This is a genomic window from Terriglobia bacterium, assembly GCA_020072815.1.
In the GTDB taxonomy this organism is placed as follows: Bacteria; Acidobacteriota; Terriglobia; order Terriglobales; family Acidobacteriaceae; genus Angelobacter.
In genome coordinates this window covers 23,638-44,459 of record JAIQGE010000016.1, presented here as the reverse complement: position 1 = coordinate 44,459, position 20,822 = coordinate 23,638, and the positions used below count along the sequence as shown (strand labels likewise).

Genomic DNA, 20,822 nt, shown 5'->3' with positions numbered 1-20,822 from the left:
TTTCCATCCGCGCCCGGACTCGGCTTCCCACACTGCCAAAAAATCATGTACAAAGATTATTAAGAAGTAATCAAAAAATTGCGGTCTGCGAATACCCCGGACTCTTGAACAACTCCATTTAAGCTGCACCCATTAAAGCCGCTATGGGGCAAGAAATCAATTCAGCTACAATGTGCTTTTTCACCGTTCAAAATGACGCTGTTTTTGAACTGACAAAATCCTGGTTCCGGGATACATAAGTGCCTGCCAAAACCCTGTCCAACGTCCTCAGCCGCGTGGTGGAAGCCAAAGCCGAATACGACCTGCGACTGCTGGCCCAGCAGCTGGGGACCAACTACCGGTCCTTAATGTACTGGCTGCGCGGCGACCGCCATCTACCCGCGTATCTGCTGCCGCGGCTCTGCCTGCTGGTGAAGAACTTTGAAGCCTTGGATTTGCTGGAAAGCCAGGCGGGACGCGTGGCCTTCAAAATCCCGGACGCCCGGCAGACTTCCGAAGCGCAGTTCCGGGCGATCTCCGCGCTGATCCGCGAGGTGGGCGAAGCCCTGGAGAGCATCGCCAACACCATGGCGGACGGCGTGGTGGAAGAGCACGAGCTGGCAGCCACCGTCCCCAAGCTGGAGGCAGTGATCCAGGAGTGCGCGTCACTGAAGTACAGCCTGGAAGAAATGGCGCGCCGGAAGAAGAAGGCCAGAAAGTAGCTGGCGATCCTCCCGTCCGCGCGCGCCACAGCCTACTTCACTTTGTGGTCTTTGTTGTCCAGCTTGAAACCCGCAGGGACTTCAAACAGGCTGGCGTCAATCGGCTTGACCGAAATGGACGTGACTTCCATGCTCATGTCCATCAACGAGCCCGCAACCCCGGCGGGAGCCTTTTCCTGATCGTCGTCATCGTGCTTTTTCTTTTTGCTGAACACTCCGCCAATGCCCCGGGTGATGGGGTTGCCGGACGACTCTTTCTCCTCGCTTTTCGCCGGACGCGCAGCGGCGTCAGCCGTGCCCATACCCACGCTTACCAGCGACTGCAAGGGCATCCCGTTTAAGTCGTTGGCGCTCTTGCGATACTCCACCATGGCCGGGCTGATCTGCGCGTTGCCTCCCAGCGCTGCTCCGGGGACCCAGTCCAATTCTTTGGCCATGCGCATGTAGAAATGCTTGACTTCGTCATAGCCCCGCACCGGGGCAATCCAGGAATCCGCGCTCACCCACATGTTGGCGCTCTGGTCTTTATATTTCGGGTCTTGCGATTGCACTTCCATGTCCACGCGCGTTTTGACTTCTTTGGCGGTGTAATCCAGGATCTTCTTGGTGTCTTTGCCGGGGACGATTTTCACACGGGGAATGATCTTCACCTGCGGGTCTTCACCTTTGCTCTTGCCGTGTTTGGCCTGTTCGGCAGCGGCTTTCCTGCGGGCTTCTTCCATTTGCGCGCGCATTTCGTCGAACGTGACCTCGTAATAGGTCTTGTGCTTCAGGTCCAGGTGGATGATCTTGCGCGCGTCCAGGTCATAGATGGCGACTTCGCCTGCGCTTTCGTCGCGACGCATCTTATTGCGCTTCACGCTGACGGTGGCTTCCATGCCTTTGGTGGCCTGGCGCGCGTCTTTGCTGAAGATGCCGGCCATTTTCATGGCTCCGGCCGCGGCGCCGCCGGTCATCTTGCTGGTTTCTGTGTATTGAAAATCTGCGAAACAAGGTGCGGACAGGGAAAAGATCAGCGCCAGCGCGAGCACGCCGGAAAAAGCCCTATACATGATGGGTGATGCCTCCTGGTTGGAACAAACTGAGAAGCATTATAAAGCACGCCTCCAAAACGGCCGTGTTCGAATCCGCCGCGGAGACGCAACCATCAGTTCATGGCCCGACACAGCCAACCGTTCGCGGCTAGGGACTGTTGGCGCGGCAAACCCTCGTTCGGCGAAGTAGAATAGAAACATATGAGTCCGAATCCACTGGCCAACACCGCCCGGCGCACCATGCTCTTCAGCGAGATCGTGAGCATTGCCGTGGATTCCTTCCGCACCAGCAAAGTGCGCTTCGCCCTGACCGCGCTGGGGATGGTCATCGGCACCGCGTCGTTGATCATGGTGGTGACCATCGGCCTCACCGGCAAACAGTACGTGATGAACCAGATCCAGGCCATCGGCGCCAACCTGATTTACGCCTACTATGAAGGCGCCACCAACACCACCGGCGGCAACAACGGCACAGACTACCTGACCATTGAAGACATGCAGGCCGTGGTGCTGCAGGTCCCGGGGATTCGCGCGGCATCGCCCATGCTGGAGCTGCATGACCGCATCGGCGTGGGCGGCGGCAAAGAGCGCGACATCCTGGTGCTGGGCGTGGCCCCGCAGTATTCCGCCGTGCGCAACCTGGAGATCCTGGCCGGCAGGTTCTTTGACGAAGAAGACGCCAAGTCGCGCGCCCACGTTGCCGTGGTGACGCAGCAGTTCGCCCAGCGGCTGTATGGCTCACAAGAAGCAGCGAAAGGCCAGGGCATCAAGATCCGCAGCCTGCCGTTCGTCATCATCGGCACCTTCCGCGAGCGGGTGGAGACCTTTGGCCAGTCGGAGATTGCCGGCGACACCATCCTGATTCCCTACAGCGTGGGCCGCTATTTTACCGGCAACGACGCCGTGAAACAGGTGTTCTTCTCCATCTCTGACGCCGGCCAGGTCCCGCAGGCCACGGAGTTGATCCGCCACGTGCTGCAGTCGCGCCACCGTCCGGAGTCGGTGTACCGCGTGGAGAACCTCACCCAGCTTCTGGACGTGGCCGCCAAAACCGCCAACGCGCTTACCCTGGTGCTGCTGGGCGTGGCCGTGCTGGTGCTGGCGGTGAGCGGCGTGGGCATCATGAACATCATGCTGGCCAACGTGCGCACCCGCATCCGCGAGATCGGCATCCGCAAGGCCATCGGCGCCACCAACCGTGAAATCCGCCTGCAGTTTTTGACCGAAGCCGTGCTCATCTCCCTGGCCGGCGGCGTGCTGGGGACCTTGATCGGCCTGGCCATACCGTTTTCCGTGCGCTTTTTTAGCGAATACCGTGTGCCGATTTCCGGTTTGTCGGCGATCATCGCCCTGGCGACGGCGTGCCTGGTGGGCGTGGTCTTCGGTACGCTGCCCGCGACCCGCGCCGCCCAGCTTGACCCGGTGGAAGCGCTGCATTATGAGTGAATCTGCTTTTTGCCTTTCCGATCACCGGATGACCCGATCACGGGCGATCACCCGATCTTTCTTCGCCCCCCTCCCCTCCCCGTTCATCCCCGGAAAATAAGGGGTTAGCTCAAGTCATCCCCGGCGATACGCTTGTCATTCCGAACGGAGTGAGGAATCTGCTTTCCTCTTCCCGATTACGGCGATTTCGGCGATCACGCGCGATGTCGGCGATCACCCGATCTTTTTCGCCCCCACCCCCCATAGACTCCTTCTTATTGCAAACAAAGGCTCAAGTGGATTCAACCGGCCGGTCACCGGCCAGTCATCGGTCGGTCACCGAACGGTCACGGCTCCGTCGAAGCCTCTGTTGAGGAATCTTTGGAGTTTGCTTTGGCTTTTGCTGGTAGCCAATTTGCTAAATTGCTGATTTTCAAAGAGCGATTTCCCGCCGCCTGGGCGGCCCGGGTTTTTCCGACTTTGCCTTAAGCTAGTTGCCAGTGGCTAGGAGCTAGTCGCTAGCTTATCGTCTTTTGTTCGCTAAAGCAAGGACGAAGTAGTTCATCGTCCCAAAAACCTCGATTGTCCCGTGGAGTGCGTGAATCTGTGGAGCGTGTCCGCCCACGGCCGCGGCTTTTGTTTCGCTAACGGCTAATGGCTTCTTTCCTCGCGCCGCAGGCCGTCGCGCAGGGTAACGGCGCGACCTAAGAAAGCCCAGCCGAAGCGCAGCGCGCTAGAAATCTAGCATTTGGTCACAGCCGGGAATAGAATTCTCTTTCTTCACTAAGAGCGAATTGAAGATTGGGGAATTCATCGAATGGCCCGAAAGAAAGGGACGAGCGCCCCACCCCGCAAGCGTCCCATCGAGAGTTACGAACACACAGACAAGAAGCGCATCAACAATCCACCTGTCGGGCTGGCTACGCCGCAGACTGATCCGGTTGCGCCCACGCACAAGGTCTATGACTACGTGACGCCGGTGCCTTACTGGTGAGGGATGAAATTCTACGTCGCCATAACGGACCTTTCTTGGTACTCGTACCTAGCTGACCAAAGGCCAGATGAGGTCAACTTCTGGCGACCGTCGGGCCTAGACACGTTCCGAGCTGTTGAACCAGGCGAACCGTTTCTGTTCAAGCTGCATAGTCCGCGAAATTTCATAGTCGGCGGTGGTTTCTTCAGTCGTTTCACTCAATGCCCGGTTCATTATGCGTGGGACGCATTCCAATACAAGAATGGAACGCCATCGTTTGCAGAATTCCGTGAACTCCTCGGCCAACGTCGCCACCTACCGGGCCCAATCGGGCAGGAGGAGATAATCGGCTGCATTCTGCTACAGCAACCGTTCTTTTTTAAGCCCAATGAATGGATTCCTGCCAGTGATTGGCGTCCGGGAATCCAACGAGGAAAAACGTATGACACTGAAACGTTCGAAGGGCAGAGCCTTTGGCAGGAAGTTCAGGCCCGTCTGGCGGGATCCTCCCCTGCTTTAGATGAGTCCGTTAGCATCGCTATTCAGAAATACGGCAAACCTCAAGTTATCCTCCCACGCCTAGGTCAAGGAGCGTTCCGAATCATTGTCGCCGACGCGTACAAGCGTCGATGTGCGTTCTCCGCATCGCGGGTTTTGCATGTACTCGAATCAGCGCATATCAAGCCCTACGCTTCGAGCGGCACGCATTCCCCTACGAATGGCATTCTGCTACGCGAAGATATCCACACCCTGTTTGACTTGGGCTACCTCACCGTGACGCCTGATTACAAAGTTGAGGTGAGCAAGAAAATCAAGGAGGAGTTCGACAATGGTGTCGAATACTACAGCATGCACGGCAAAGAGATTCGTCTGCCAGATATTGAACAGTTTAGACCCGCTAAGGAGATGCTGACTTGGCACAATGAGAAGATTTTTCGTCCTTGATAATCACGAGCCGGTATCCGAGCGCCGAGCACAGTGTGAGATTGTGCCGGCGATATGATTCGAATGGACCACGGATGCCGCCCGCAGTTGGGTTTAGCGCGCTCCGCTTCGCTGCGCGCGGGCCTGCGGCGCGAGGAAAGAATTCTGATTCGCGCTATACGGCACGGTTTCGCTACGCTTCATCCAGGGCTTAAAGCCCTGGACTACCGAGCCGGTGCCCTGATACCTACAGAGGCTAAGCCCTCCGCACTAAACTTAGCTCGACCGTCGCCGCTTTGACGGCTTGGCTTTCGCGGACGCGGGCGACTCATTCTCCTTCTCGCATTTCCCGCGTGCGAGGTCAAGGCTGGAGAACCGGCCGCTTTCGCGCTGCTCGATCCACTCCGCCACGTCGCTATTGATGCCGGCGCGGACCTCCTCGATCATGGCCTGGGCATGCCGCAGGGTGGTCCTGCACGGGGAAGTCTCCTTGACCAGTTCCGCCAGCGCGTTTACGGCCTGGAGCAGGCTCCGGTTGGCCAGATACAGATTGCGGAAGACGTGCAGTTTCATCGGATGACTCTCATACTTACTGGCAATGCGACAGGCCGCCAACTGTTACTTAAGATAATCATATTAAGTATAATTAAAGACATAAAATTGAGCAATGCCGATGATGCAGGAGTGGCCGGCAAAGTCAGCAAGAAGCTCAAGCGCAAAACGGAAACCCTGGGACAGGCGATTGGCGCTGTTATCACACAGCTCCGGCTTGAAAGAAATTGGTCCCAAGTCGACCTCTCGATCAGGTCTGGCTATTCGACTGGCTGGATCAGCCAGCTTGAAAACGGCAAGATCAATCCCACGCTTGAACTGGTCATTGCTTTCGCCGACACCTTTAAACTGAAGCTCTCGCAGTTCTTTGCCCGCGCCGAACGAAAGCACTTGAAAAAGCCTGTCGCCGCATCCCCTTCCGGCAAGCTCAAAAAGAAGAGCTAAATATCAGGCATCTCTTGTATATTCTTGCCGATGCCGCGGAAAACACCGTCGCTATTCGTTCATTTGCGCCTGAAAAAGGAACTGGTGGAGAAGCTCGACGAATTCCGGTTCACCCACCGGTTTGAGTCGCGGACCGAGGCCATCCACTGGCCGCTGGAGTTTGCCTTGCGCCAGGATCCTAAGCCGAAAAAATAGGATCCTATCGCGGCCCTTAAAGGGCCGCTCTTCCACCGACAGCCGAGGGCGGCTGTGCTACACGTGCATCGCGCGGGCTACAGGCGCGAGGAAGGAATCTTCTTTCGCTCTCTTCCCGGCTTTTCACTTTCGTTTATTCTGGGATAAATCCCAGACCTGGATCTTCTTTCTCGCGCAAAGCGGGACTTGGGTAACGCACCTCGTTTCGCCCTTCGGGCTCAGGCAGGTCTGAAGGTCCTGCCCTACCAAAAGCTATTTGATACAAGGGCACTGGCCATATTTATGGCACCCGTGCGATAATCACCCCATGAAAGAAGAATCAGTACGCACCACGGTTGATATTCCAGCGCCTCTCTACCGCCAACTGAAAGAGCAAGCTGCCGCCCGGGGCCGCTCCGTCCGCGACCTTGTTCTCGCCGGTGTTCGCACTGTCCTGCTTCAAGGTAAGCGTCCGCGACCCAAGCGAGTGCAGTTTCCACTCATCGTTTCCGAAGGGCCAAAAGTAAACCTAACTAGCGAACAGATCTATGAACACGTTGAATTTCCTTGATGCCAACGTGTGGTTGGCGCTTCTTTGGAGCCGGCACGCGCATTCAGAGAAGGCCAGGTCTTGGTTCGAGCAGGCCGCCAACGAGCAGTTCTTCTTCTGCCGTTTTACTCAAATCACCGTTCTCCGGCTCCTAACAACTGAGGCGATCATGGGCCAAGACGTTAAGACCATGTCTGAAGCATGGGCCTTGTGGGACCGCCTGTGGGCTGACAGCCGCATCATGTTCCTCGCTGAGCCCGACGACCTCGATAAAGCTTTTCGCGCCTTCTCGCGCATGTCCAATCGCTCGCCCAAAGTCTGGGCTGACGCCTATCTTCTGGCCTTCGCCTCGGTAGCGGGTTTGAAGCTCATCACGTTTGACCGAGCGCTGAAATCCTACGATGCGAATGTGCGTTTGCTCTAGAAACGGTGCATCGGGCAAGTCGCAAACAAAGTTCCCCTTTTCTTCGCTACTCGTGTATATTTATAATCGCCTGCGGTAACAGGCACACGCCGTCCGATAAAAAAGCGATTTCAGCGCAGGAGTAGCGCGCTACCCGGAGAGAAAGAATGGCTGACGAAAGAGCAGAGAAGAACCGAGCGATTGATCTTGCGCTGTCGCAGATTGAAAAGCAGTTTGGCAAGGGGTCCATTATGCGGCTGGGGAACAAGGAGGCGATTGTCCCCATCGCGGTGATCTCCACCGGCTCCATTTCCTTTGACGCCGCGCTGGGCGTGGGCGGCTTCCCCCGCGGACGCGTGGTGGAAATCTTTGGCCCGGAATCCAGCGGCAAGACCACCGTGGCGCTGCAGGTGGTGGCCGAAGCTCAGAAGGCCGGCGGCATGGCCGCATTCGTTGACGCTGAGCACGCCCTCGATCCCGCGTACGCCAAAAAGCTGGGCGTGGACGTGGACAACCTGCTGGTCTCCCAGCCTGACTGGGGCGAGCAGGCGCTGGAAATTGCCGAAGCCCTGGTCCGCTCCAACGCGATTGACGTTCTGGTGGTGGACTCGGTGGCCGCGCTGGTCCCCAAAGCCGAACTGGAAGGCGAAATGGGTGACAGCCACATGGGCCTGCAGGCCCGGTTGATGTCGCAAGCGCTGCGCAAGCTGACAGGGATTGTTTCCAAGTCGCGCACCTGTCTGGTGTTTATCAACCAGATCAGAGAGAAGATTGGCGTGATGTTCGGCAACCCGGAAACCACCACCGGCGGACGCGCGCTGAAGTTCTATTCGTCCGTCCGCGTGGATATCCGCAGGATTGCGGCGATTAAAGACGGTGATGTGGTGGTCGGCAACCGGACCAAAATCAAAGTCGTCAAGAACAAGACCGCGGCGCCCTTCCGCGAAGCTGAATTTGACATCATGTACGGTGAAGGCATCTCCCGCGAAGGCGACCTGATTGATCTGGGCGTGGCCAAAGAGATGGTGGAGAAGTCCGGCTCATGGTTCAGCTATAAGGGCGAGCGCATTGGCCAGGGCCGCGAAAACGCCAAGCAGTTCCTGAAAGACAACCAGGACGTGATGGTCAAGCTGGAAACCGAGCTGCGCAAAGAGCTGGGATTGAAATCACTTGTCCCCGAGCCGCCCGCGCCCACGCCGGAGCAGAAACAGGCCGTCGCCGTGACGCACGGGAAAGTGGCGACGGTGGGGAAGAGATAGGTGCAGCTTTCGTCTACGGCACCTTGACCCAGGCCGTGGTGGTGCCAATGAGCCGCGTGCTGCGGTCCACCACGCCCAGCACCAGGCTGTACTTGCCCGGCTTCAGGTCAATGGAGCGTTCGCAGCCCAGCGCGCCTTGCATGAGTTTAGGAAGGTCTTCCTGCTTCACGGAGGCGTTCATGCTGTTCATCTCCTGCTTCACGAAGACGCCTTTTTCCGTATACGCGGCCACCGCGCAACTCACCGCGGCTTGCTGGTGCGAATCGTCCTTTTTGCTGAACGCCAGCGAGTGCGGATCAATAGCGAACTTCACCAGCACCTTGGGCGTAACCGCGGCCACCTGGGCCTTGAACTGTACGGACGTGGCGCCGGGAGCGTCCAGGCTGAGCGCGCTGCTGAATTCGCGCCCCAGGGTTTTCTCCGTGTCCTTGCCGCCGCCAGCGGGATCGAGCGCGTAATAGCCTTGGCGATGGCGCAAACTCACGCCGTTCCGCGTGAGCTTCACCTGGACGACGCGAAATTTTCCGTCCCAGGTCTTGTTCTCCGGATAATAAGCCAGCGTGTAATACGTGGAGCCGTCGTCCACGCTGGTGCGGACGCCCAGTTCCAGATTGTTGCGTCCAAAATAAGCTTTGCCGCCGGTGCGTTCAGCCAGGCTCTGCATGGTGCCCATGGCGTTGAATCGGTTCGTGTTCTCCAGGCCCGCGGCGTCCACGGGATAGATGGCCACTTGCGCGGCCATCATCAGGTTGGCCACTTTCTCCACTTCGGCGGAGAAGTCGCGGTCGGTATCGGTGCGGGAAGAAGGATCGTTGGCAACCGTGGCCGGAACAATCGGCCCGGCGCCGGGTCCGGTGAACGGGTTGGGATCGTTCATGATGATGTCCGGGAACAAGGTGAGCGGGAAAGCCTCGGAGAGCCAGATCAGGTTCTTGCGTCCGGGATAGCCAGTCAGCGCCTGGGCCAGGTTGTTCAGCGCGCCCAGCGTAGCATCCGTGCTGCGGCCGCTGCTCTTGAAGTCGCCGCCTTTGCGCGCAAACGGCGAAGCGCTGCTGTACACGTCCATCACGTGCGTGCCGCCTTTGGGCTTGTAGTCGGCGATGACATCTCGCAGAACTTTGGTGTTGGTGGTGAAACCGTAAAGCAGCGTGAGCTTTGCTTCCAGCGCGTAAATCGCCGTCGGTTGGACGGAAGGGTTGCTGTCAAGATATTTGAGTAACTGGTCGCGAGCGTAGGCATAGCTGCCAAACTCCGCGTTCAGGTAGTCCAGCAGAATGACGTTGAGCGACTGCGCATCTTTATACTGCGGCGCGTTGGAAAACACGCCGGGACTGTTGCTCGCGGACGCGGTTGGAGCCGCGCCTCCGTGCTGGAAACTGAAGCTGCTGATCTTTTGCGGCTTGCCGTCTTCGTACACCACGAAATCAGCGGCGTTCAAACCCAGAGCGGGTGAGCCCTTGCTGTCCGTGGCCACCACGTCCACGACGACTAAGCGCGTTGTGGACTTCAACGTTTCCGGCGACTGGAACACCGGCTGGTTGGCCGGCTGTTTTTGATCGGCAGTAGGTTCTTGCGCCAAAGCGCTTGAGAGCAGCGCCGCGCAAGCCAGAGTGACAACAGCAATACGGCCATGATGGAACGATGACGGCATAAAAAACTCCTCTACGAACGAACTCGCTTTACTTAACTTTGACCCAGGCAGTGGTGGTCCCGATCAGGCGTGAGCTGCGGTCCACCACGCCCAGGACCAGGCTGTAGTTGCCGGGCTTCAGTTCTATGGCGCGTTCGCAGCCCAGCGCCGCGGCCATCAGTTTTGGCAGCTCATCGTGTTTCACCGTGGTGTTCATGCTGGTGATCTCCTGCTTCACAAATGCGCCCTTTTCCGAGTAAGCCGCGACGGCGCAACTGACGAAGGCCCGCTCCTGTCCTTTATCTTTGCTGCTGAAGACCAGCGAATGCGGATCAATGGCGAATTTCACCAGCACTTTCGGCGTGGTCTGCGCTATCTGCGCTTTGAACTGTACCGCGGTGGAACCAGGAGAATCCAGGCTGAGCGCGTAGCTGAACTCGCGCCCCAGCGCTTTCTCCGCGTCTTTGTCGCCCGGCGACGGATCCAGCGCGTAGTATCCCTGGCGATGGCGCAGCGTGATGCCGCCCCGCGCGGTCTTCACCTGCACCACGCGGAACCTTCCGTCCCAGTTCTTGTTCTCCGGGTAGTAGGAGAGCGTGTAGTAGGTGGAACCATCATCAATGCTGGAGCGGACGCCCTCTTCCAGATTGTTGCGGCCGAAGTAGGCCTTGCCGCCCGTTCGTTCCGCCAGGCTGCGCATGGTGCCCATGGCGTTGAAGCGGTTGGCGCGTTCCAGACCCGCGGCGTCCACCGGATAAATGGCCACCTGTGCGGTCATCATCAGGTTGGCCACTTTCTCCACTTCTTCCACAAAGTCGCGGTCCGTGTCAGTGCGGAAGGAAGGATCATTCGCCGTGGTCGCCGGAACAATCGGCGTTGAAGGTCGATGGGTAGCTGGATCGAATGCCGCCGGGTTCGGATCATTGGAGATGATCTCCGGGAACAGCGTGAGCGGAAAAGTCTCGGAGAGCCAGATCAGGTTCTTGCGTCCCGGATATCCCGCCAGCGACTGCGCTAGGTTGTTCAGCGCGGCAATGGTTACTTCCATGCTGCGGGCGCTGGTCTTGAAGTCGCCTTTGCGCGCAAACGGTGACGCCGCCGAATACACATCCAGCACGTGCGTCGGGGCCTTGGGCCTGTAGTCCAGAATCACGGCTTTCAGCACCTTGGTGTCTACGGTAAAGCCGTACAGCAGAGTGAGTTTCTCTTCCAGCGCGTAAACCGCGGTCGGCTGGATGGATGGCCCGCTATCCAGGTACTTGATCAACTGGTCCCGAGCGTAGGCGTAGCTTTCGAACTCCGCGTTCAATGCGTCCAGCAGGATGATGTTGAGGGAGTGAGCTTCTTTGTAAGCGGGCGCGTTGGAAAAGACGCCGTTGGGTGTGGCCGGGGCCGCTACCGGAGCTGCGCCTCCGCGTTGCAGGCCAAAGCTGCTGATCTTTTGCGGCCTTCCGTCCTCGTAGACTACAAAATCATCCGCCTGCAAGCCCAGCGCAGGTTGCCCCTTGTTGTCGAACGCCACCACGTCCACAACTACCAGCCGGGTTGTGGACTTTAACGTCTCCAGCGACTGGTAAACGCCGGCTTGCTGTTCCGCGGGCTTCTGTGGCTCTTGGGCTGCGGCGGTGGCCAGCAACGTGATGCAAGCCAGATGTAACGCGAGAACGCGGAGCTGGCCACACGAGAACGATGGCATAAATGAACTCCTACAAAGAGTGACCCAAATTGTTGCCGCAACCTTATTCGGCAATTCTAGTCCGTTTTCGCCGCGAAGTAACAGCTTCAGGGGACGGTCACTTCCGTGGTGGTGCTGCCGATGAGGTTGGTGGTACGGTCCAGCACACCGAGCCGAAGCTTGTAGTGGCCGGGCTTGAGTTCCATTGTCCGCTGGCAAGGAAAGCGGCTGCGCATGAGCTGCTGGAAGACGTCTTCCTTCAGGGCTGCGGTAGCTCCGCCTTCAGAACGGACGGGCTCGCCCTTCGCGGGGTAGGCCCAGACCACGCAATTTACGGCTGCATGTTGCAGGTCGTCACTCTGTTTCTCAAAGGCAATGGTGTGCGGGTCAATGGCAAACCTGACCAGCAATTTGTTCTGCGTCTTCGGCGATGGCGGCGTTACCTCCGCCAGAAAACGCACGGAGGTGGACGAAGGGAAGTCCAGGTCCATGGCGTGGCTGAAGTCGGTGGCCGCGGTAGAAGCGTCGGTGTGTGCTGTGCTGTTCGGGGCCAGCGCGTAGTAGCCCTGGCGATACCGCAGCTTGACGGACGGACGGTCCACCTTCACTTGAATGCTGCGGAACCTGTGGTTCCAGTCTTTGTTCGCAGGATAGTATTCCAATGTGTAGTAGCTGGATCCGTCGTCGATGCTGGTGCGGACGCCCATATCAATGTCATTGCGATTGTAGAAAGTCTTGCCACCGGTGCGCTCCGCCATGGCTTCAAGGGCCGTCCGGGCAGAAAACCGGTCGTTTATGCTCACGCCCGCGGCATCAATGGGATACAAAGCCACCTGGGCGTCCATGAGGGCGTCGGTAATCTTCTCGACCATGGGCGAATAGTTTTCAATCGCTACTACCTGCTCGCCCATCAGCGCTTCAGGAAAAAGGTTCAGCGGAAATCCTTCGGAAAGCCACAGCAGGTTCTTGCGTCCGGGATAACCCGCCAGCGCGCGCGCCAGGTAGTTAAAAGACTGCAACGTAAGTCGCCTGCTTTGGTCGGTCACCTGGTATGAACCCCGGCGAGAAAATGGCGACGCCGCGGCATACACGTCAGCGATGTGTTGTGGACCTTGCGGTACAAAGTGGGCCAGAGCATCGCGCAATGCTTTGGTGTCCGTGGTGAAGTCATGCAGCATGCGCAGCTTGCCGTCCAGGGCGAACACCGCCGTCGGCTGGATGGGCGGTCCGGTTTCCAGATACTTGATCAGCATGTCCTGGGCGTAAGCATGGTTGGAAAAATCGGTGTTGATGGCATCCAGCAGAATCACGTTCATGCAGCTGTTGCTGCTGTACAGAGGATTGTTGCCGGTCACATTGGACGGCAATGCGACAGGCGCCTGCGCCGATGCCCCAGGACGATGAAAGCTGAAGTCGGAAATCTTCTGCGGCTTGCCGTCTTCGTTGACGATGAAATCTTCCGCTTTGAGGTCGGGAATGAAGTTCCCTTTTTCGTCCGTGACCACTACGTCCACCACCACCAGGCGCGTGGTGGACCTGAGAACTTGCTGCGATTGGAACACCACCAGCGGGTCCGGCTGGGGCTTTGGGCTGGTCTGCGGCTCTTGCGCCACCGCGGACGCAATGAGGACCAAAGAAAGGACTAGCTCTGTCAACCTGCCAAAACTACGCCCGAATGCATGCATCGCCTACCTCCGAACTTGGCGTAAGTATATAGAAAATCTTAGATCGTCTTTGCTTCCTGATAGTACGCCGCTAGTGCGTTGTATTCTCCAGCGAAGCTGCGAAAGTGCGGATGGCCTCAACATATTTTGCTCCGGCAACTATTTCCAGGTCGTTATGGCCGGCGCCGGGAAAGCCGACGAATTGTTTGGGCTGGTTGGAGATGGCGAACAGCTTCTGTCCGTGCCGGAAGGGAATGACTTCGTCTGCCTCGCCGTGAATCACCAGCAGTGGGCAGTGGACGTTGCGAATATCACGAGCATTGGGAAAACGGTCAAACGGCAGAAGGGGAACGCGCGTCAACACGCGAAATGCCGAGAGAAAGGGACTCTGCAGGATCAGCCCTGCAACCGGTCTGCGCGCAGCAATGTGCACCGCCGGACCTGAGCCCACCGATCGCCCATAGATAATGATCCGCTCGGGCGGCGTGGCCAGCTGCTTGACCAGATAGTCGTACGCCGCGTTCTCATCTTCGTAAGCCCCTTGTTCCGTGGGCTTGCCTTGGCTGGTGCCGTATCCCTGGTAGTCAAACGCCAGCACGCTGAACCCGGCGCGGCGCAAGTCCTCAAGCCAGTAACGGTCATCGCCCAGGTCTTCGGCGTTGCCGTGGCTCACCAGCAAGGCGAAGCGCGCCTGAGGATTCTGCAGGTACACCGCGGAAATCCTCGCGCCGTTGGCGCTGCTGAGCTTGATGATCTCCGGCGAGTCGCGATACGAAGACGGATGCGGCAGAAACATTAGGCCCTCCGAAGAGAAGAACGCCATGGCCATGAACGCCAAGTACACCATTGCCACCGTCAGCAACACTCCCATGAGGACCTTCTTCAGAGGCCACAGCCTGTTCTTGGGTTTACCGCCATCAAATGACGTCATCTCCTGAAGAACGCATCTTTACTTCTTTCCGCGCGGCAGGAAGCTCATTTTTCGGCGAAGAAATAGGCGAACGTCGCCGGCCCGACGCGCGACATTGCCAGGATTCGCAGCACGGCTCCGCCCAGTCTCTTCAATGGTTTGGCCCAAGCCAGGAGGCTTCTCAACATTAATTCCTCTCATTTTCACAAGAGGAAGCGTCTTCTTGCTGTTTCTGCGTATGGAATTAGTGTAAGCTCTTGCCACCTGCTTCGTCTTCCGAATATCGCCATGAAGAAACTTGGACAAGGCTTTAACCGTCTGTTGACGGTGCAGGGAAGAATTCTGTACAAGCTCAGCCTGGTTGCGCTGGCGCTGGCCCTGGTGGGTTTTCTCTACCAGGAATACGTCCTGCACGCCTGGGCGCAGACGGACGCCATCATCAGCGGGGCCACCGCGTCGTACGCGCTGGATAGCGCCGCCACCACCTGCACGGCGGACTACCGCCTCAAATACAAAGTCGGCGAAAAAGAATATGTCGCGGTGGACCGTAACCGCGCCGGCGCTGACTGCGCCGCGTGGGGCAACCAGATGGACGCCCGCGTCGGCACAACGGAACACATCTACTACAACCCGCTGGATCCCTCCGCGATCTACCTGCGCGCGGGATACAACACGGAGTTTTTCTTTCTGCCGCTGCTGCTCGCGAGCCTGGCCGCTGGGTTGTGCATCCTGGGCTTCTTCTGCATACGCGCCGCGGAATGGAATGACATGGAAGAGACCACCAGGATTGATCTCTCTCCAAAATCGCCCGTGCGCGCCCGCCGGACGGCAACGCCCCTGCGGCGACGCGCGTAAAGCGAGTCTGTGGGGCCCTGAGCTAGTCGGCGCTTTCCAGCGCTGCGGCCAGCTCTTCCCATTCCGCCATGCGCTGTTCCATCTCAGATCGCGACCGATTCAGCAAGTCCGTTTGCCGCTGGGTTTCTTCCGCGCTCACAAAATTCTGCAACGCGGTTTCCGCCAGCGCGATGGCCGTCTCCAGCCGCGCGATCTCCTCTTCCAGCTCGTTGCAGCGTTCCCTCATCTGCTTGAGCTTGATGGGATTCACGCGCTTCCTGGCTTCCCCATCAGGAGCAGCATCTGCCAGATTCGCCGATTGCGATCTCTCCGCCGGCGCCGGCGGCCGCGCGCCGTTATTCGTGAACTCGTTTCTGACGAAGCCATCGTTCTTCGCCGAACCGTCTTTTGCGAACCCAACATCCGGCGCCGGCTTGGCCTTGCCTTCCTTGCGCCACAAGTAGTCTTCGTAATTGCCGGGAAAAATCTCCACGCGCCCGTCGCCAATCTCAAAGACGCGCGTGGCCAGCTTGTCAATGAAGTAGCGGTCGTGGGAGACGAACACCACCGTCCCGGTGAATTTCTGGAGGGCATTCAGCAGCGTGTCTTTGGCGCGCAGGTCCAGGTGGTTCGTGGGCTCATCGAGCAGCAAAAAGTTTGACGGATGCAGCAGCATGCGCGCCAGCGCGTAGCGATTGCGCTCCCCGCCGGAAAGCACGCCGATGGTCTTGAAGACATCATCTTCAGAAAACAGGAAGCAGCCCAGCAGGCTGCGCAGTTCGGTCTGCGTGGAGCGCGGCGCCGCCACGAACAAGTCGTCCAGCAGGCGGGCTTCCGTGTCCAGGGCTTTGTATTGGTCCTGGGCAAAATAATCCACGTCCACGTTGTGGCCCAGCTTGATTTCGCCTGCTGTCGCTGGCTCATGCCCGGCCAGCAGCTTGATCAGCGTGGATTTTCCCGCGCCGTTCACCCCCACCAGCGCGATGCGGTCGCCCCGCTCGATGACAAAATTCACCTTGGAGAAAACATGTTTTGGCCCGTAGCTCTTGGCCAGGTCCTTGGCTTCCACCACGGTGCGTCCGCTGACCGGTGGCTGCGGGAAAGAAAAGTGGATGGTCTTCTCTTCCGGCGGAATTTCCACTTTCTCCATGCGCTCCAGCTCTTTGATCCGGCTTTGCACCTGTTTGGCTTTGCTGGCGGTGTAGCGGAAACGGTTGATGAACAGCTCCAGTTGTTCGATTTTCTCTTTCTGGTTGCGATACGCGGCTTCCAACTGCTCACGGCGCTGCGTCTTCTGCGCCAGATATTTTTCGTAGTTGCCGGTGTAGAACCAGACTTTCTTGTTCCAGATTTCCGCGGTCTTGTTCACCGTCACGTCCAGAAAGTAGCGGTCATGCGAGATCAGCACGTACGCGTAGGGATAGTCATGCAAATACTCTTCCAGCCAGTTGCGTGTCTCCAAGTCCAGGTGGTTGGTCGGTTCGTCGAGGAGCAAGAGATTTGGCTTTTCGAGTAACAGCTTGGCCAGCGCGATGCGCATCTGCCATCCGCCGGAAAACTCTTCTGTCCGCCGCTCCCAGTCTTCTTTCTTGAAGCCCAGGCCGTTGAGCACCGTGCCCACTTCCGACTCAATGTTGTAACCGTCGCGCGAGTGGATTTCCGCCTGCACCCGGTGGAAGCGCTCGGCAATCTGCTGGTATTCGGCACTCTCGTGTTCCACGGTTGCCATGCGATGGGAAAGGTCCTCCATCTCCTTTTGCATGGCATGGACGTCACTGAACACGGACAGGCACTCGGCAAATACCGTGCGTCCGGAGAGCGAGAGGCCGTCCTGCGGAAGGTAGCCGCAGCGTATGCCGCGCTGGCGGTTCACCGCGCCATAGTCCAGACCTTCGATCCCGGCCAGGATCTTCAGCAGCGTGGTCTTGCCCGTGCCGTTGCCGCCGACCAACCCTACGCGGTCCTGCGGCGTGATGAGCCAGTCAAGGTCCTGGAAGAGGACTTTTGGGCCAAAGCGTTTGCCGGCGGCGGAGAGCTGGAGCATCTGCTTCTATCTAAACACAGTCGGCGGAAAGTCCACCACGGAGACGCGGAGGCCGGAAGAACTACGCGGAGGAGAGCAGGGAATGGGGCCTCGCTGAACAACGGTTGGTCCTGCTTCGCGTGACACGGGCAGATCTTCACTTCCGCGGCGGGTCTAGCACCCTGGCCTGGCGGCCCACAAAAAGCAATCCCGGAGAAGAAACGTCCACCCCGAATTGGTGTAGTTTCTCAACCGCTTTTTTCAAATTATCAGGAGTGTGCGCATGAAACGCTGTATTCCGCTTAGCTTTGCAGTTGTGTTTGCGGCCGGCGTGTTCTTTGCTTACGCGCTGCCCGCATCGGCCCAACAAGCCGGCTATGACCTCTTGCAAACTCCGAGTGGGGCCTCCATTGGCGTCCCGGGAGTCTCGCCGTCCACTGTGGAGCTGCAAGGTGTGCCCATCTGCGCCTGCACAGGCCCGGCGGACACCATCATGCATCGCTCGGCCAACATTGGCGGCCACGCCAGCCTGACCGTGGTCGCGCTGTTTCTGAAGAACAGCATCCCGGTGACCCGCGGCGGCAGCAACGTTGATGTTTACATCACGGTAAACAATTCTGACGGCGTGATCGGGCAAAGCGTTTTGCCGCAACCGGATGCCCTTCCGGCTTCCACGGGATCACTGACCATCCGTGCCAACGGCACTTTTGATTCTTCCTTCATCGTCCATGCCGATATTATCATCGTGCCCGCGGGAGCGGACGTGAGGAACCCGGCCACGCACCTCGCCCACATGGCGGCTGCGCCGGTGACTCTGGGAGCAAGCAACAACGTGTGGAGCGCTCTGCCGCCGGCGGGCTATCCTCCGGAGTGCTTCTTCCCGGCGAACGGGTTCTATCCCGGCGGTCCAGTGCCGGAGACCGCGCCCACAGGGCCACACCAGCATCCCGTGGTTCCCCCTGGGCCGCCGGGGCGCGCCGACGGCGCGCACTGTGTCTACTTCAACCCGGCCACCACGGCCAAGCAGATGGTCAGCGGGCGCTGGAAGGTTGTGGACGGTGGTCACATCTTGTTTGACTTTGACAGCCGGGAGTCCGACGCGCAGCGCACCGTGGACATCATTAAGCATTTCAATATGAACGAAACTTGCACGGTGGGCACGAACCTGCCCGGAGAGCTGATGCCGCCGATGCAGTTCGAACTGGTCGGCGGCGCTGCGCCGACCGGGACTCTGCCGGGCGGTGGCGAAGACTGCATCCCCGACAATCTGGCAGCGGTCACCGTTCTGGATGAAAACGGGTTCTTCACGATCGTCGATGACCGGCAGCGCATGTTCTATTTCCTTAAGCAGAAAACCGCAGCCGACCAGGGGGCCGCGATCATCAAGCACTACGCTTTCAACCAATTGTGCTTCGTCGGCCGGCCTGATACCGGCGGACGGTACGTGTTCGTTTACATGAAGGCTGGCCCGGCGATCCACTTCACAGGCCCCTTCCGAAAGGACATGGAGCTCAAGAAGCTGCCGCCCATCGGCCCGGGGCCGGTGGAGAAGGAGATCGAAAGACCTAAGGAGATCGTAAGACCTAAATAGGGCCGCTTTATTGAGTGCTATCCGGGCCCTGACCGCTCGCTTGCAATCTGAGGCGAGTCGCCAGGGCTCGCGTTTCTGAGCAATCGAGCATCGCGTGTTTCTGCCGCAGTCACCCGATGCCAATGATTGTTGGCCATTGGATCCTTATCGTCTGATCGAATTCTTATCTCCGCTGGTGGACGCGACTCTTCGATAAGATCGATGGCTGATGCCGCTCTCCCATCATCTGTCCATTGGATTCTTGACCTGCGCTCTACACCGTGATCTCACCGCCGACGACCTCATCCTCGCCCGCGCGCTGGAACGTCGCGGTTCGAAAATTGTCCCCGTGGTTTGGACGGAAACGCCGCCGGAATCTCTCAGCTGCGACCTGCTCGTACTGCGGTCGGTGTGGGATTACCATCTGCACCCGGACAAATTCGTGCATTGGCTGACCGCGGCTGTGCGGCGCACGAAAGTCGTCAACGCACCGGAGATTGTCCGCTGGAACATGGACAAACATTACTTAAAGGACATCGCAGCCGCCGGGTTCGCCGTGCCGAAGACTGTGTTCCTGGAGCGAGGGTCGCAAGCTGACTTGCAAGAGCTGATGCGTTCCACGGGGCTCACGTCTGCGGTTATCAAGCCGGCAATTTCGGCCTCCGCCTTTGAGACCTACCGGATTGAAGCCGCGCAAGCCGCGGACTTCAGCCCCAAACTCAACACTCTGCTGCGTGACCGTTCGATGATGGTGCAGGAGTTCATTCCTGAGATCGCCACCGGCGGCGAATGGTCACTGATCTTCATCGGAAATGGACAAGGCGGCCACGAATGCACCCACGCGGTCAATAAGCTGCCGCGCCCGGGCGACTTCCGCGTACAGGAAGAACACGGTGGACTGCACGCGCTCGCCTCGCCGCCCGCCGCAGCCGTGCACATGGCCCAGGCCATCCTCGCTCGCTTCGCGCCAGAGACCGCTTACTGCCGCGCGGACATCGTCATGCGTGGCGGCACGCCGACGCTCATGGAATTGGAGCTGATTGAGCCTCTGCTGCACTTTGAACTGGCGCCGCAAGCGGCGGAGAAGATGGCAGACGGTCTGCTTTGCATCCTTCGCGGCGACAAAGAATAGCTCAACTCGTCCATGACGACATTCGCGCTAACGGCCCTTGTATAGAGCGAATTGCACTTCCACGTAAAGCACCACCGCCACGGGCTGGCCTTGGCGCGTCGCGGGCTGAAAGCGCCAGGCGCTTATCCCCTGGACAGCCTTTTCATCCAGCCCCATTCCAGCAGGCCGGACTATCTGGATCCGGCGGACCACGCCCATGCCATCCACCACCATGTCCACTCCAACGGTGCCCTGGAATTGGGCCTTGCGGGCCTCCTCTGAAAACTCCGGTTCGGGTTGGTACGTGACTTTCGGAGGCAGGGTGCCTTCGCCTACTGTGAAAACACCTTCTCCATCGTTGCCGAGCTTCTCCATGGGCTTGTCCGGGGCGCGCCGGGCATTTTTTGCCTGCGGATCAGTGACTCTGCGATCATCCGGCGCCAAGCCAAGCTTGACTTCGAGATAATGCCGCCAATATTCCGGTGCGGACTTTACTAGTTCCTCATTGGAAAGGGCAAACACGCGACCCAGGATTTCCGTCGCTTCGTTCGCAGAGGCTGGCGGTTTGTCGAGCCGTATCGTCAAGCGCGCTTTCTCTCCATCTTTGGAGGGCGCCAGTTGATGGGTTTCATTGTCGGGGGAATATGGGACGCGTTTCCCTTCGATCTCCATCTGGTCTGCCTTGACTTGAATCTGCTTCACCCGGATGCGCCCGTAGAGCGTCCACGGCCCTTCAGAGTTGTCGCCGACCACAGCGCCGCTTGCATCGTATTCCTGCTTGTTGACCTGCCGGGGATGGCGCAGCGCCAGGATTTTGTCCTTGTACTGTGCGTTCAGAGTTTTTTCCAGGTCCTGGCCAGACGCCGAAACTGTCGCCATGACCAACAATGTCCATAAGACCAACGATAATTTCCGCCGCACCTGGGTCACTTCGTGTATCTCCTGTGTGAAAAAGCGTTATGATTC

Annotated in this window: 19 protein-coding genes; 11 read left to right on the top strand and 8 right to left on the bottom strand. The window is 58.6% G+C overall.

From position 1 onward, the window contains the following. Positions 1-239 precede the first annotated feature (239 nt). A complete protein-coding gene (locus LAO20_18420) occupies positions 240-701 on the top strand; it encodes a hypothetical protein (GenBank protein MBZ5533408.1) in 462 nt (153 codons plus the stop codon). A gap of 32 nt (positions 702-733) precedes the next feature. Here the strand turns inward: LAO20_18420 and LAO20_18415 are convergent, their stop codons facing one another. After that, positions 734-1,753, bottom strand: coding sequence for a DUF4412 domain-containing protein (locus tag LAO20_18415; protein MBZ5533407.1), 1,020 nt, complete (start codon positions 1,751-1,753; stop codon positions 734-736). A gap of 183 nt (positions 1,754-1,936) precedes the next feature. Here LAO20_18415 and LAO20_18410 point away from each other — a divergent pair, with 183 nt between their 5' ends. The 3 genes from LAO20_18410 (at position 1,937) to LAO20_18400 (ending at position 5,078) form a co-directional block, all read left to right on the top strand. Next, positions 1,937-3,181 carry an ABC transporter permease gene (locus LAO20_18410; GenBank protein MBZ5533406.1) on the top strand — a complete coding sequence of 415 codons (1,245 nt, stop codon included), beginning with the start codon at positions 1,937-1,939 and terminating at the stop codon, positions 3,179-3,181. A gap of 796 nt (positions 3,182-3,977) precedes the next feature. Continuing rightward, positions 3,978-4,154: a hypothetical protein gene (locus LAO20_18405; protein MBZ5533405.1), complete on the top strand. Its 177-nt coding sequence runs from the start codon at positions 3,978-3,980 to the stop codon at positions 4,152-4,154. Positions 4,155-4,157: 3 nt separating this feature from the next. Next, the gene (locus tag LAO20_18400; GenBank protein MBZ5533404.1) at positions 4,158-5,078 is read left to right on the top strand and encodes an HNH endonuclease; all 921 of its coding nucleotides are present in this window, start codon (positions 4,158-4,160) and stop codon (positions 5,076-5,078) included. 255 nt (positions 5,079-5,333) lie between these two features. Here the strand turns inward: LAO20_18400 and LAO20_18395 are convergent, their stop codons facing one another. After that, the gene (locus tag LAO20_18395) at positions 5,334-5,630 is read right to left on the bottom strand and encodes a hypothetical protein (protein MBZ5533403.1); all 297 of its coding nucleotides are present in this window, start codon (positions 5,628-5,630) and stop codon (positions 5,334-5,336) included. Positions 5,631-5,717: 87 nt separating this feature from the next. Between LAO20_18395 and LAO20_18390 the strand changes: the two genes are divergently transcribed. The 4 genes from LAO20_18390 (at position 5,718) to recA (ending at position 8,439) form a co-directional block, all read left to right on the top strand. Next, positions 5,718-6,053 (top strand): helix-turn-helix domain-containing protein, encoded by a 336-nt coding sequence (locus LAO20_18390; protein ID MBZ5533402.1) that lies wholly within the window; start codon positions 5,718-5,720, stop codon positions 6,051-6,053. Positions 6,054-6,083: 30 nt separating this feature from the next. Next, positions 6,084-6,248 (top strand): ribbon-helix-helix domain-containing protein, encoded by a 165-nt coding sequence (locus LAO20_18385; GenBank protein MBZ5533401.1) that lies wholly within the window; start codon positions 6,084-6,086, stop codon positions 6,246-6,248. A 527-nt stretch (positions 6,249-6,775) separates the two neighbouring features. Further along, the gene (locus LAO20_18380) at positions 6,776-7,201 is read left to right on the top strand and encodes a PIN domain-containing protein (GenBank protein ID MBZ5533400.1); all 426 of its coding nucleotides are present in this window, start codon (positions 6,776-6,778) and stop codon (positions 7,199-7,201) included. Between the two features lie 146 nt (positions 7,202-7,347). Continuing rightward, complete coding sequence (recA, locus tag LAO20_18375; protein MBZ5533399.1) at positions 7,348-8,439, top strand: recombinase RecA; 1,092 nt, start codon at positions 7,348-7,350, stop codon at positions 8,437-8,439. A gap of 13 nt (positions 8,440-8,452) precedes the next feature. Here recA and LAO20_18370 read toward each other — a convergent pair whose 3' ends face one another. The 4 genes from LAO20_18370 to LAO20_18355 all read right to left on the bottom strand — a co-directional run bounded on the left by LAO20_18370 (position 8,453) and on the right by LAO20_18355 (position 14,339). Further along, entirely contained in the window at positions 8,453-10,090 is a 1,638-nt protein-coding gene (locus tag LAO20_18370; GenBank protein MBZ5533398.1) for a VWA domain-containing protein, read from the bottom strand. A gap of 28 nt (positions 10,091-10,118) precedes the next feature. Next, positions 10,119-11,765: a VWA domain-containing protein gene (locus LAO20_18365; protein ID MBZ5533397.1), complete on the bottom strand. Its 1,647-nt coding sequence runs from the start codon at positions 11,763-11,765 to the stop codon at positions 10,119-10,121. A gap of 86 nt (positions 11,766-11,851) precedes the next feature. Continuing rightward, positions 11,852-13,378: a VWA domain-containing protein gene (locus tag LAO20_18360; GenBank protein MBZ5533396.1), complete on the bottom strand. Its 1,527-nt coding sequence runs from the start codon at positions 13,376-13,378 to the stop codon at positions 11,852-11,854. A gap of 121 nt (positions 13,379-13,499) precedes the next feature. Further along, positions 13,500-14,339 carry an alpha/beta hydrolase gene (locus tag LAO20_18355; protein MBZ5533395.1) on the bottom strand — a complete coding sequence of 280 codons (840 nt, stop codon included), beginning with the start codon at positions 14,337-14,339 and terminating at the stop codon, positions 13,500-13,502. A gap of 267 nt (positions 14,340-14,606) precedes the next feature. Here LAO20_18355 and LAO20_18350 point away from each other — a divergent pair, with 267 nt between their 5' ends. Continuing rightward, complete coding sequence (locus tag LAO20_18350) at positions 14,607-15,173, top strand: hypothetical protein (protein ID MBZ5533394.1); 567 nt, start codon at positions 14,607-14,609, stop codon at positions 15,171-15,173. A gap of 22 nt (positions 15,174-15,195) precedes the next feature. On the opposite strand, the gene LAO20_18345 is transcribed toward LAO20_18350, so the two are convergent. After that, on the bottom strand, positions 15,196-17,196 hold the full coding sequence (locus LAO20_18345; GenBank protein ID MBZ5533393.1) for an ABC-F family ATP-binding cassette domain-containing protein: 2,001 nt from the start codon (positions 17,194-17,196) through the stop codon (positions 15,196-15,198). 262 nt (positions 17,197-17,458) lie between these two features. Between LAO20_18345 and LAO20_18340 the strand changes: the two genes are divergently transcribed. Both LAO20_18340 and LAO20_18335 read left to right on the top strand, forming a co-directional pair. Continuing rightward, on the top strand, positions 17,459-18,766 hold the full coding sequence (locus LAO20_18340; GenBank protein MBZ5533392.1) for a hypothetical protein: 1,308 nt from the start codon (positions 17,459-17,461) through the stop codon (positions 18,764-18,766). Between the two features lie 208 nt (positions 18,767-18,974). Further along, positions 18,975-19,877, top strand: coding sequence for a hypothetical protein (locus LAO20_18335; protein ID MBZ5533391.1), 903 nt, complete (start codon positions 18,975-18,977; stop codon positions 19,875-19,877). A 27-nt stretch (positions 19,878-19,904) separates the two neighbouring features. On the opposite strand, the gene LAO20_18330 is transcribed toward LAO20_18335, so the two are convergent. Beyond that, positions 19,905-20,735: an energy transducer TonB gene (locus LAO20_18330; GenBank protein MBZ5533390.1), complete on the bottom strand. Its 831-nt coding sequence runs from the start codon at positions 20,733-20,735 to the stop codon at positions 19,905-19,907. Positions 20,736-20,822: the final 87 nt, after the last annotated feature.

What these genes read in the sequence shown, in the direction of transcription:
- LAO20_18415 (MBZ5533407.1), bottom strand. Translation starts at nt 1,753, where the DNA reads ATGTATAGGGCTTTTTCCGGCGTGCTCGCGCTGGCGCTGATCTTTTCC.
- LAO20_18410 (MBZ5533406.1), top strand. Translation starts at nt 1,937, where the DNA reads ATGAGTCCGAATCCACTGGCCAACACCGCCCGGCGCACCATGCTCTTC.
- LAO20_18405 (MBZ5533405.1), top strand. Translation starts at nt 3,978, where the DNA reads ATGGCCCGAAAGAAAGGGACGAGCGCCCCACCCCGCAAGCGTCCCATC.
- LAO20_18400 (MBZ5533404.1), top strand. Translation starts at nt 4,158, where the DNA reads ATGAAATTCTACGTCGCCATAACGGACCTTTCTTGGTACTCGTACCTA.
- LAO20_18395 (MBZ5533403.1), bottom strand. Translation starts at nt 5,630, where the DNA reads ATGAAACTGCACGTCTTCCGCAATCTGTATCTGGCCAACCGGAGCCTG.
- LAO20_18385 (MBZ5533401.1), top strand. Translation starts at nt 6,084, where the DNA reads ATGCCGCGGAAAACACCGTCGCTATTCGTTCATTTGCGCCTGAAAAAG.
- LAO20_18380 (MBZ5533400.1), top strand. Translation starts at nt 6,776, where the DNA reads ATGAACACGTTGAATTTCCTTGATGCCAACGTGTGGTTGGCGCTTCTT.
- recA (MBZ5533399.1), top strand. Translation starts at nt 7,348, where the DNA reads ATGGCTGACGAAAGAGCAGAGAAGAACCGAGCGATTGATCTTGCGCTG.
- LAO20_18370 (MBZ5533398.1), bottom strand. Translation starts at nt 10,090, where the DNA reads ATGCCGTCATCGTTCCATCATGGCCGTATTGCTGTTGTCACTCTGGCT.
- LAO20_18365 (MBZ5533397.1), bottom strand. Translation starts at nt 11,765, where the DNA reads ATGCCATCGTTCTCGTGTGGCCAGCTCCGCGTTCTCGCGTTACATCTG.
- LAO20_18355 (MBZ5533395.1), bottom strand. Translation starts at nt 14,339, where the DNA reads ATGACGTCATTTGATGGCGGTAAACCCAAGAACAGGCTGTGGCCTCTG.
- LAO20_18350 (MBZ5533394.1), top strand. Translation starts at nt 14,607, where the DNA reads ATGAAGAAACTTGGACAAGGCTTTAACCGTCTGTTGACGGTGCAGGGA.
- LAO20_18345 (MBZ5533393.1), bottom strand. Translation starts at nt 17,196, where the DNA reads ATGCTCCAGCTCTCCGCCGCCGGCAAACGCTTTGGCCCAAAAGTCCTC.
- LAO20_18340 (MBZ5533392.1), top strand. Translation starts at nt 17,459, where the DNA reads ATGAAACGCTGTATTCCGCTTAGCTTTGCAGTTGTGTTTGCGGCCGGC.
- LAO20_18335 (MBZ5533391.1), top strand. Translation starts at nt 18,975, where the DNA reads ATGCCGCTCTCCCATCATCTGTCCATTGGATTCTTGACCTGCGCTCTA.
- LAO20_18330 (MBZ5533390.1), bottom strand. Translation starts at nt 20,735, where the DNA reads ATGGCGACAGTTTCGGCGTCTGGCCAGGACCTGGAAAAAACTCTGAAC.